Source organism: Rhodococcus sp. KRD162 (assembly GCF_017168335.1).
Lineage (GTDB): Bacteria > Actinomycetota > Actinomycetes > Mycobacteriales > Mycobacteriaceae > Rhodococcoides.
The window spans coordinates 1-9,007 of the sequence record NZ_JABFAU010000053.1; the positions used below are offsets into that span (position 1 = coordinate 1).

10 protein-coding genes and 2 pseudogenes are annotated in these 9,007 nt (G+C 63.9%); 8 read left to right on the plus strand and 4 right to left on the minus strand.

What is annotated here, in order from left to right:
* Positions 1-234 precede the first annotated feature (234 nt).
* The 8 genes and pseudogenes from J1M87_RS25755 to J1M87_RS25790 all read left to right on the plus strand — a co-directional run bounded on the left by J1M87_RS25755 (position 235) and on the right by J1M87_RS25790 (position 6,200).
* On the plus strand, positions 235-1,698 hold the full coding sequence (locus J1M87_RS25755) for an aromatic ring-hydroxylating dioxygenase subunit alpha (RefSeq protein ID WP_047040736.1): 1,464 nt from the start codon (positions 235-237) through the stop codon (positions 1,696-1,698).
* A gap of 8 nt (positions 1,699-1,706) precedes the next feature.
* Positions 1,707-2,306: a 3-phenylpropionate/cinnamic acid dioxygenase subunit beta gene (locus J1M87_RS25760; RefSeq protein WP_095795377.1), complete on the plus strand. Its 600-nt coding sequence runs from the start codon at positions 1,707-1,709 to the stop codon at positions 2,304-2,306.
* On the plus strand, positions 2,303-2,635 hold the full coding sequence (locus tag J1M87_RS25765) for a hypothetical protein (protein WP_047040740.1): 333 nt from the start codon (positions 2,303-2,305) through the stop codon (positions 2,633-2,635). The genes J1M87_RS25760 and J1M87_RS25765 overlap by 4 nt, the downstream gene beginning before the upstream one ends.
* An 18-nt stretch (positions 2,636-2,653) precedes the next feature.
* Positions 2,654-2,848 (plus strand): ferredoxin, encoded by a 195-nt coding sequence (locus J1M87_RS25770; protein ID WP_047040743.1) that lies wholly within the window; start codon positions 2,654-2,656, stop codon positions 2,846-2,848.
* Complete coding sequence (locus J1M87_RS25775; RefSeq protein WP_047040745.1) at positions 2,848-4,080, plus strand: NAD(P)/FAD-dependent oxidoreductase; 1,233 nt, start codon at positions 2,848-2,850, stop codon at positions 4,078-4,080. Before J1M87_RS25770 ends, J1M87_RS25775 begins: the two co-directional genes overlap by 1 nt.
* Entirely contained in the window at positions 4,080-4,826 is a 747-nt protein-coding gene (locus J1M87_RS25780) for a class II aldolase/adducin family protein (protein WP_047040748.1), read from the plus strand. Before J1M87_RS25775 ends, J1M87_RS25780 begins: the two co-directional genes overlap by 1 nt.
* Positions 4,827-4,932: 106 nt before the next feature.
* Positions 4,933-5,352 (plus strand): annotated as a pseudogene (locus tag J1M87_RS25785) (class II aldolase/adducin family protein); the annotation flags it as partial.
* Between the two features lie 56 nt (positions 5,353-5,408).
* Complete coding sequence (locus J1M87_RS25790) at positions 5,409-6,200, plus strand: IclR family transcriptional regulator (protein ID WP_047040750.1); 792 nt, start codon at positions 5,409-5,411, stop codon at positions 6,198-6,200.
* Positions 6,201-6,515: 315 nt separating this feature from the next.
* On the opposite strand, the pseudogene J1M87_RS28905 reads toward J1M87_RS25790, so the two are convergent.
* The 4 genes and pseudogenes from J1M87_RS28905 to J1M87_RS25810 form a co-directional block, all read right to left on the minus strand.
* Positions 6,516-7,541: pseudogene (locus tag J1M87_RS28905) on the minus strand (ISL3 family transposase); the annotation flags it as partial.
* A 114-nt stretch (positions 7,542-7,655) separates the two neighbouring features.
* Positions 7,656-8,078: a hypothetical protein gene (locus tag J1M87_RS25800; protein ID WP_156525812.1), complete on the minus strand. Its 423-nt coding sequence runs from the start codon at positions 8,076-8,078 to the stop codon at positions 7,656-7,658.
* Complete coding sequence (locus J1M87_RS25805) at positions 8,075-8,293, minus strand: hypothetical protein (protein ID WP_047040755.1); 219 nt, start codon at positions 8,291-8,293, stop codon at positions 8,075-8,077. The genes J1M87_RS25800 and J1M87_RS25805 overlap by 4 nt, the downstream gene beginning before the upstream one ends.
* Before the next feature lie 94 nt (positions 8,294-8,387).
* The gene (locus J1M87_RS25810; RefSeq protein WP_047040757.1) at positions 8,388-8,765 is read right to left on the minus strand and encodes a hypothetical protein; all 378 of its coding nucleotides are present in this window, start codon (positions 8,763-8,765) and stop codon (positions 8,388-8,390) included.
* Between the last annotated feature and the right edge of the window lie 242 nt (positions 8,766-9,007).

The window sequence follows — 9,007 nt, forward strand, 5'->3', positions numbered from 1 at the left end:
CGCCATCCGCCGCCTCCAAGAACTCGGCTACAACGTCACCTTAAGTAACCAGGAGGCAGCCTGACCCACCTTACTTTCGTATTAGGCACGCACCCCATTTCGCGAGCACTTTAGATGAGTCTCGTCGGGGGCTTGACGAACGCCACACTTTAAGTCATTCTCTTTCTAAAAGAAACTATCTCTGATTACCAGAGATGACTGGCGTCTTGCCGGCCCGGACAAGGAGATCCATCAATGACTGACCACAGCGGCGTGATTCAGGATGTACGGCAGGGCATGATCCCTGCACACATTTACAACGACAAAGAGATCTTCGAGCTTGAAAAGGAGCGGGTCTTTGGTCGCAGCTGGCTTTTCGTCGCCCACGAATCCGAGGTGCCCGAAGCTGGCGACTACGTGGTGCGCCGCGTCCTGGAAGACTCATTCATCATTTCCCGTGATGAACATGGAGAAATCCGGGCACTGTTCAACATGTGCCTTCACCGCGGCATGCAGGTCTGCCGCACGGAGATGGGAAACGCTTCCCACTTCCGTTGCCCGTACCACGGGTGGTCCTACCGTAACGACGGCCGCATAGTCGGACTGCCCTTCCACAAAGAGGCATACGGCGGCGAAGAGGGCTTCAAGAAGCAGGGGCAGACGTTGCTGCCTGCTCCTTCCCTGGGCATCTACAACGGCCTTATCTTCGTCAGCCTGGATCCTGACGCAGAGCCGTTGGAGGACTTCCTGGGTGACTTCAAGTTCTACATGGACTACTACACGAAGCAAAGCTCCGGCGGGATTGAACTGCGCGGGCCGCAGCGGTGGCGGGTCAAGGCCAACTGGAAAATCGGAGCCGAAAACTTCGCCGGCGACATGTATCACACCCCCCAGACCCACACCTCCGTCGTCGAAATTGGTTTGTTCCGCGAACCAAAGGCGGAAAAGCGCAAGGACGGGACAACCTATTGGGCCGGCAACGGCGGCGGAACTACCTACAAGCTTCCCGAAGGAAGCCTGGAGGACCGCCTCCGCTACGTGGGCTACCCGGACGAGATGATCGCCCGCATGAAAGAGCAGTGGAGCCAGGAGCAGCTCGACGTCGTGGGCAAGGACGGGTTCATGGTGTCGGCGGCGTCGGTGTTCCCGAACATGAGCTTCGTGCACAACTGGCCACGGGTCGAAGAAGACTCCGATGAAGTGCTCCCGTTCATCTCCATCCGGCAGTGGCAGCCAATCAGTGAAGACGAGACCGAGATCGTATCGTGGTTCGCCGTCGACAAGAACGCGCCCGAAGAGTTTAAGGCACTTTCCTACAAGGCCTATCTCATGTGCTTTGGCAGCGGCGGCATGTTCGAGCAGGACGACGTGGAAAACTGGGTTTCCTTGACCAGCACCGCCGGCGGCCCGATGGCACGGCGCCTGCTGCTGAACAGCCGCATGGGCATGCTGGAAAACGGACAGAACGTCGTCGAACCCCTGACCCCCGAGCAGTACTCCGGCCCCGGCTCGACCCGCGTCGGATACAGCGAATACAACCAGCGTGAACTGCTCCTGCGATGGGCCAACCATCTTGAACGACCGATGGAAAAAGCGGCCCAGGTGCACGTCGGCAGCAATCCGGTGCAGGACTGTCCGTCTGACACCCCGGATTCTTTCCCGGCTCCCGCTGAGCACAACGGGCACGCCCCGGCAATGACCGTTTCGAAGGAGGGCTAGCCGTGGGTATTGAAGCCGTAACCGAACGCAGCAACAAATCTCTCTCGGAGCAGTCGGTGCTGGGAGGGCACGCCCCCCGTACTCAGAGGACGGGTGACTCCCTGCCGTTCAATGATGAACTTCATCTGCAAGCCCACAAGTGGCTTGTCGATGAATCCTATTTGCTCGACGCACAGGAGTACGACGAGTGGCTGAGCCGCCTCACGGACGACGTGCACTATCTCATGCCGGTGAGGGTGACCACTGCCCTCGGGGCCGGTTACAGCACGTCTCCCGGGATGGCGCACATGGATGAAAACAAGTACTCGCTGAGCCGCAGGGCGGCGCGCTTCGCCACGGAACACGCCTGGACCGAAGACCCTCCGTCGCGGCTGCGCCACTACGTCACCAACGTCCGGACGTTCCGTACCGGTAACCCGGATGAGATCATCGTGGATTCGGCGGTCCTGCTGTTCCGCAGCCGGGGCGACGTCCGCGAGGCCGCGACCGTGTCGGCAGGCAGGGAGGATCTGCTGCGCCGCACCGGCTCCGGCTGGCAGCTCGCCCGCCGCACCATCATGGTCGACGAGGCGGTCATCCGGATGCAGAATCTGGCCATATTCCTATGAAACTCGAATGGGAAGGCGAAGAGGAGGACCGCCTTGCCGCCATTCGAGCGGCGGAGGAGCGCGACCGGCTGGAAGCACGGGTCAACGGCGCTCCGATCGTGATCGCCAACGAATTCTCCGAAGTCCAGGTAAGCCGCGTCGAGACGCGGAACGGCTCGCGGCTGATGATCAAGTCCCCGCGCTCCGGCCAGTGGGTGTCCCTGTGCCCCCTGGAGCTGGAAGCCCTCACCTGGCAGGCGCCGGCAACCTTCTCGGCCATGATCGGGCATCCGTTCGGGCCGCTTGTCACCGAGGACGAGCAGCCGCCCCAGAACAAAAACAACATCTAGAGGCCAAGGAGATTGACAATGCCTACCGTAAAAGCAGATCTGCAAGCCTGCCAGGGCTACGCCAACTGCGTCGTTGGGGCACCCGACTACTTTGATCTGGATGACGACGGAATCGTTGTTCTCCTCAGGACCAAAGTTCCCGAGGCCGAGCGTTCCCGTGTCACCGAGGCTGCCCGCAGCTGCCCGGTGTCCGCCCTAGTAGTGGAGGACTGATGAACACGACCACAGTTATCGTCGGCTCCTCAACCGGCGGCGTGCGTGCTGCCCAGTCCCTGCGCCTGGAGGGGTATGAAGGCGACATCGTCCTCGTCGGTGCTGAGACGGAACTCCCGTACGACAAGCCGCCGTTGTCCAAATCCGTCCTCTCCGGCAAAGCAGAGGAGTCGTCCATCCGCCTCCTTACCCGCGAGCAGGCGGAGGAAGCCAGCATCCGGCTGCTGCTCGGGCACGCCGCCACAGGCATCGATGTCGCCGGAAACCTGTTGTACCTCCAGGACCACGAACCCCTACACTTCGACAACCTTGTGATCGCCACGGGCGCATCTGCCCGACCCTCACCCTGGGGCCAACGGCCCGGGATCCACGTGCTCCGTTCCCTGGACGATGCCCGGAAACTGCGCGCCGACCTCCTCAAAGGCGGGGAACTGGCAGTGATCGGCGCCGGTTTCATCGGTGCCGAAGCAGCCGCGACGGCACGTACGCTCGGTCTGGAAGTGACAGTCATCGACCCGATGCCCATACCAATGAGCCGCATCTTCAACGCCGAAATCGCACAGCTGTTTGGAGAACTCCACCGCAACAACGGCGTCACCACGATCTTTGGCACCGGAGTCGAGGCCATTGAGGGCGAGCACGGGTCCTTCAGCGTCAGGCTTACCAACGGCCAGACAGTACAAGCCGCCACCGTTCTCATCGGGATCGGCGCGGTTCCCAACGACGCCTGGCTGGCCTCCTCGGGACTGCTGGTGGACAACGGCGTCGTGCTGGACGAGTTCTGCAGGGCTGTGGACGCCCCGAACGTGTATGGCGTCGGCGACGTGGCGCGCTGGCGGCATCAGAAGCACGGTGCGGACATCCGGATCGAGCACTGGACAAACGCGGTTGAGCAAGCCTCATGCGTCGCCCACAACATCACCCATCCGGACAGTCCCCGCGAGTACACACCGGTTGAATACGTCTGGAGCGACCAGCACGACTGGAAAATCCAGGTCGTCGGTCGCGTGGGAGGCAACGCCGACCATGTCCTCATCGGAGACCCTGAGCTGCACGGTCGGTTCGCAGCGCTCTACACCACCGACGGAGTGGAACTGTACGGTGCCGCGATCGTGAACTGGCCGAAGGCCCTGCTTGCCTGCCGCCGCGGCATGGGATCAGGGATCGGCGTGCAGGAACTGCGCGACAAACTCGAGCTCCTGCTCGAGCCCCGGCCGACGGCGGCACTCTGATGCGGGGAAGTCAGCCGCCGGTGGTCCACGAAGAGCAACGGCAGGCCATCGCAATGGCCTGCCGGGTCCTGGCCGGCCGCGGCCTCGCCGACGGAATCCTCGGCCACATCAGTGCGCGAACGGGGGAGAACGAGCTCTTGGTCCGTTGCAGGGGTCCCAAGGAGCGTGGCCTCGCGCACACCGAAGCCAACGACATCCGGCTGGTCGACCTCGACGGCAATCCCGCCGCCGAAGGCGAGCTCGACAGCGGCTACACGGTCCCCAACGAGCTGCCTCTGCACACCGAGCTGCTGCGGCGGCGCCCGGATATCAACTCCGTTGTGCATGCCCACCCCCCGCAGGTCGTGGCCGCCGACTTGGCAGGGCTCGCTATCCGGCCGATCGTCGGGGCGTTCGACATCCCGGGCACCCGCCTGGCGGCAGACGGAATACCCGTCTACCCCAGAGGAGTGCTCGTGCGAAACCGCGAGCTCGCAGCGGAAATGCTCGACGCCATGGGCGATCGGCCCGTGGTGCTGCTGCGCGGACACGGCCTCACCAGCGCGGCGCCGACGATGGAGCAGGCGGTCCTCCAAGCCATCAGCGTAAACACCTTGGCAGGCCTGTCGCTTCAGATCACAGCAGCCGGAGGGCAGCTGCACGACCTTCCCGGTCCCGACATGGCGGAGCTGCCAGATCTCGGAGGGCCGTTCAACATCGCGACCGCCTGGCGACACGAGCTCGCCCGGCTGAGCGTCAGCCCATGAAGCCGGCCAGCGCGGCAGTGCCGACAGTCCCGCCGACGCTGGGTACGATACAAGGCATGCGATCGACAGAGACAGAAGACGGATCCAAATACGGTCCGCCGCCGCAATACCCCCCCCGCAGGTCGTGGCCGCCGACTTGGCAGGGCTCGCTATCCGGCCGATCGTCGGGGCGTTCGACATCCCGGGCACCCGCCTGGCGGCAGACGGAATACCCGTCTACCCCAGAGGAGTGCTCGTGCGAAACCGCGAGCTCGCAGCGGAAATGCTCGACGCCATGGGCGATCGGCCCGTGGTGCTGCTGCGCGGACACGGCCTCACCAGCGCGGCGCCGACGATGGAGCAGGCGGTCCTCCAAGCCATCAGCGTAAACACCTTGGCAGGCCTGTCGCTTCAGATCACAGCAGCCGGAGGGCAGCTGCACGACCTTCCCGGTCCCGACATGGCGGAGCTGCCAGATCTCGGAGGGCCGTTCAACATCGCGACCGCCTGGCGACACGAGCTCGCCCGGCTGAGCGTCAGCCCATGAAGCCGGCCAGCGCGGCAGTGCCGACAGTCCCGCCGACGCTGGGTACGATACAAGGCATGCGATCGACAGAGACAGAAGACGGATCCAAATACGGTCCGCCGCCGCAATACCCCATCGAGTCTGTTGATAACGCCCTGCGGCTGCTCCTGCTGTTCGAAACCCAGCCCAGCATCAGGCTGACCGATGCCAGCACTTACTTGGGCGTGGCGTCGTCGACGGCGCACCGGCTGATGGGCATGCTTCTCTACCGTGGCTTCGTTCGGCAGAACCCGGCGACCCGGGCCTACGAACCTGGGCAGGCGCTGAGCTCGATTGCCTTTGCGATCAGACGGCAGGTGGACATCCGGACACTGGCCCGGCCGGTCCTCGAGCGGATCTTCGAACAAACGGGAGAAACCGTCCACTTCGCCAGGCTTGAGAGGACTGACGTCCAATTCATCGACGCCATCGAAAGCAGGCGAGCGGTCCGCGTCGGTTCCCGCCAGGGCCTCACCTTGCCAGCAAACTGCACTGCGACTGGTAAAGCGATGCTGAGCCTCCTCGGTGAGAAGCAGCTGCGGAATCTGTACCCAGGGCAGGAACTCCCCAAGCTGACTACCAACTCAATTACCTCCAGGTCGGACCTTGAAAGGGAGCTCGACGAAATCCGGCACAGGGGTTACGCAAATAGCCGCGAAGAGAGCGAAGACGGGGTGACATCGGTCGCCGCCGCGGTTGCCGGCCCAAGCGGCACTGTCTACGGAATCAACGTATCTGTGCCGGCCCACCGCATGTCGGAGGAGCTTCGCAGCGACCTCGGGGGCATGCTCCGGGCAGCCGCAGAAGAACTCCAGGGGCGCCTGGTCTAGAAGACTTAAAGCGGCTTCGCGTTTAGGCATGGTTGGTCTGTTTGTTCCGGTAGGGGCGGTGGCCGCCGGCGGCCAGTAGGCATCTGAGTCTGTAGTTGGTGAAGTTGCGGAAGCCGCGGGCGATTCGGCGGGTGGTTTCGATGACGCCATTGAATCGCTTCGGTGGGTCCGTTGGAAGCGCCGTGGGTGTCGAAGTAGGCTAGGATCGCTGTCTTCCATTGAGTGTCCGCCCGAGTCGGGCGACTTCCGGGATGGGGAGGTCGGGAATGATGTGATTACTTCGTTGACGAGTTCCCGGCCCCGCTCCGGGCGGGCGTGGTAGATGTTGCGGAGCTTCTGGTAGCACTGCCAGGCCAGGGTGACTTCGTGGCCGTGATCCCCGGCGCTGAGCTTAGCATCGAGCCGGGCGGCTTGTTTGTCGGTGAGGTGTTCGGCGCCGATCTGCAGGGTTCGACGGATTCCGTAGAGCGGGTCGCCCTTGCGGCCGCGGTGTCCCAGGGTGTCCTGCTGGACCCGGCGGCGGACCTCGTCGATCATGGCCGAGCCGAGCTTCACGACATGGAACGCGTTCAGAACGGCGATGGCTTCGGGCAGCTCGTCACGGATCGCGTTCGCGTAGCCGCGGAACGGATCCAGCGCGGCGGTCTTGATCCCGGCAGTGAACCCTGCGCCGCGTTCTTTGAGCCAGTCCGCATAGGCCTTCCCCGACCGGCCCGGAACCAGGTCAAGCAACCTGGCGTGCACCACCCCCGCGGGGTCGCGGGTGTGGTCCACGATCCCGGTGACCATGCCGGTTCCGGGCGGGCCGGTGTGGGACCAGACATGCTCATCGACCCCGAGCGCATCTACCCCGGTCAGCCGGCCGGTCGATGCGATCCGCCGGGTGGCTTCGATCCTGACCGCGTCCCAGACGGTGTGCCAGGAGACGCCGAGCTGATGGGCCAAGGCGGAGACCGAGGTGTCGAAATGCTGGAGCGCATCGGTCGCCCACCCGGCGGCCCTGGCGGTGAGCTTCGCCCGTGGTCCTGCCAGCGGGTGCTCCTCTGTGAACGTCGTTCTCGGGCAGTCCGGGTCCGGGCACCGCCAGACACGTTTGGCCCACAGCAGCCGCACCGGGCGGCCGAAACAGGGAATGTCATGGAGACGGACCTGGCGGCGTCCATGCCCGACCGCGATGACGCCGCAGTCGGCGCAGCCGGTGACGTTCTCCCCGGTTTCGACGCCCAGAAGCAGGCCGGTACCGGTTGCCGTGACGGAGCTGACGCGGACGCCCTCGACACCGAGCAGCGCATCCGCGCGCGTGCACCAGCGGCCACCGGAACACGACATAGAGTTATTCATGTCAGGGTCTCTTTTGGGTATTGGTTGCTTGGTCGCGACCAATTCAAAGAGGCCCTGACCTCTTTCCTGCCGCACCACGCCGCAGCTGCATGCGGCCACGCCCTGCCCCCGGCGTCAGACGGCCCTCACCCTGCTCATCGTCGAAGGCCCAAGGCGACCGGCTTCCCGGCGAACGCGGCCGCAGGCGCCGGACTCCTCCGGCCGCCAGATTGTGTGCACGCCAACGTCGAGCAACTTCCGCTCACCGACGTCCGTGATGACCCAGACAAATCCGTGTTCCGGAAACGTCATGTCAACCCGCCCGTACCACAATGCCCCGGTTTCATGATCCCTCACAGCGATGCGGTGCCCGCGGGCCAGGGACAGGAAGACTTCGATTTCGCATTCTGTCAGCGACTCTTTCAACCCATTCCTCCCCGGCGCTGCGCCGAGAGCCGCCGTACGCAGGGAACAGCCGGCCTGGCGGGCGGCGGGGCAGACCATGCTAAAAACGCTGCCAGCCGGCGCGCCGGAGAGATCGCTCTGCTGTCCGTTCATCGCAGCCCGCTCCCCCACCTTTCGAGTGTCACACCGCGTGGAACGTCGCTGTCCAGGCGCGCTTCATAGCGGCCCGGGGCGAGGCGGGCCACCGAGATGCCGACGTGTTCAGCCATCGCCGCCGGCTTCAGCAGATCCACCGCTTCATCCAGGGCGGCGTCCAGTTCTTTTCGGGTGTGAACGGCGACGACGAGACAACCGGGTGCTGCGTGCATGGTCAAATCCTTAATCTGAGGGCGGTGATCAGTACTTTGGGACACGCCAAATGTCCCTGGGACGGAACGGAGGAGCGGCAGCCCGCCGGCATGATCAAGCCAGGGCCCAAATCCCGGCGGCCCCGGCGGAACCTAGGGGACCAAGGCTTCCGGCAGAAGAAGGGGCAGGACCGTGGAACGCTGCAGAACGGCGGCGGTTTACCTCCGACAGTCCCATGATGGTGGCTTCAACATCTTCCAGGGATTGCTGAATCCAGGCGAGGGCGGCCAGGTCATCGGAACTGTGGGCCGCGTCGATTGATGACGCCTCTAGGAGCGCAGCCCGGCGGCTGATCCTGCCGGAAAGTTCGAGGATCAACGGCGGAATCATGGCCAGGGATTCACCCCGCGTTAGGTGCGCGAAGGCTTCTTTTCCAGCGCCACGGTGGGTGACGGCGACCGTGAGGGCCAGATCTGAGGAGTTTGTGGTCATGGGTCTGTCCTTCAGGTTGTTCAAAGTCCTGGTCTTTTCGGAGTGCTTCCGGTACGACGGAAGGGGAGTCTCGGGTGGTTCGTCCCGCCGCAGATCGTCCGCGCCGCAGGCACACTGAGGTGTACTACTGATGTGAGACACAGTTTGAAAGGATTGTGCTCATGTCTGCTCGACCTACCTATTCCGATGAGTTCAAGGCTGATGCCGTTGAGCTCGTGGTTTCATCTGGCCGTTCGCCGGCT

Bases quoted from the DNA above. Each gene is read 5' to 3' on its own strand.
- J1M87_RS25755 (WP_047040736.1), top strand. From the start codon at position 235: ATGACTGACCACAGCGGCGTGATTCAGGATGTACGGCAGGGCATGATC.
- J1M87_RS25765 (WP_047040740.1), top strand. From the start codon at position 2,303: ATGAAACTCGAATGGGAAGGCGAAGAGGAGGACCGCCTTGCCGCCATT.
- J1M87_RS25770 (WP_047040743.1), top strand. From the start codon at position 2,654: ATGCCTACCGTAAAAGCAGATCTGCAAGCCTGCCAGGGCTACGCCAAC.
- J1M87_RS25775 (WP_047040745.1), top strand. From the start codon at position 2,848: ATGAACACGACCACAGTTATCGTCGGCTCCTCAACCGGCGGCGTGCGT.
- J1M87_RS25780 (WP_047040748.1), top strand. From the start codon at position 4,080: ATGCGGGGAAGTCAGCCGCCGGTGGTCCACGAAGAGCAACGGCAGGCC.
- J1M87_RS25790 (WP_047040750.1), top strand. From the start codon at position 5,409: ATGCGATCGACAGAGACAGAAGACGGATCCAAATACGGTCCGCCGCCG.
- J1M87_RS25800 (WP_156525812.1), bottom strand. From the start codon at position 8,078: ATGAACGGACAGCAGAGCGATCTCTCCGGCGCGCCGGCTGGCAGCGTT.
- J1M87_RS25805 (WP_047040755.1), bottom strand. From the start codon at position 8,293: ATGCACGCAGCACCCGGTTGTCTCGTCGTCGCCGTTCACACCCGAAAA.
- J1M87_RS25810 (WP_047040757.1), bottom strand. From the start codon at position 8,765: ATGACCACAAACTCCTCAGATCTGGCCCTCACGGTCGCCGTCACCCAC.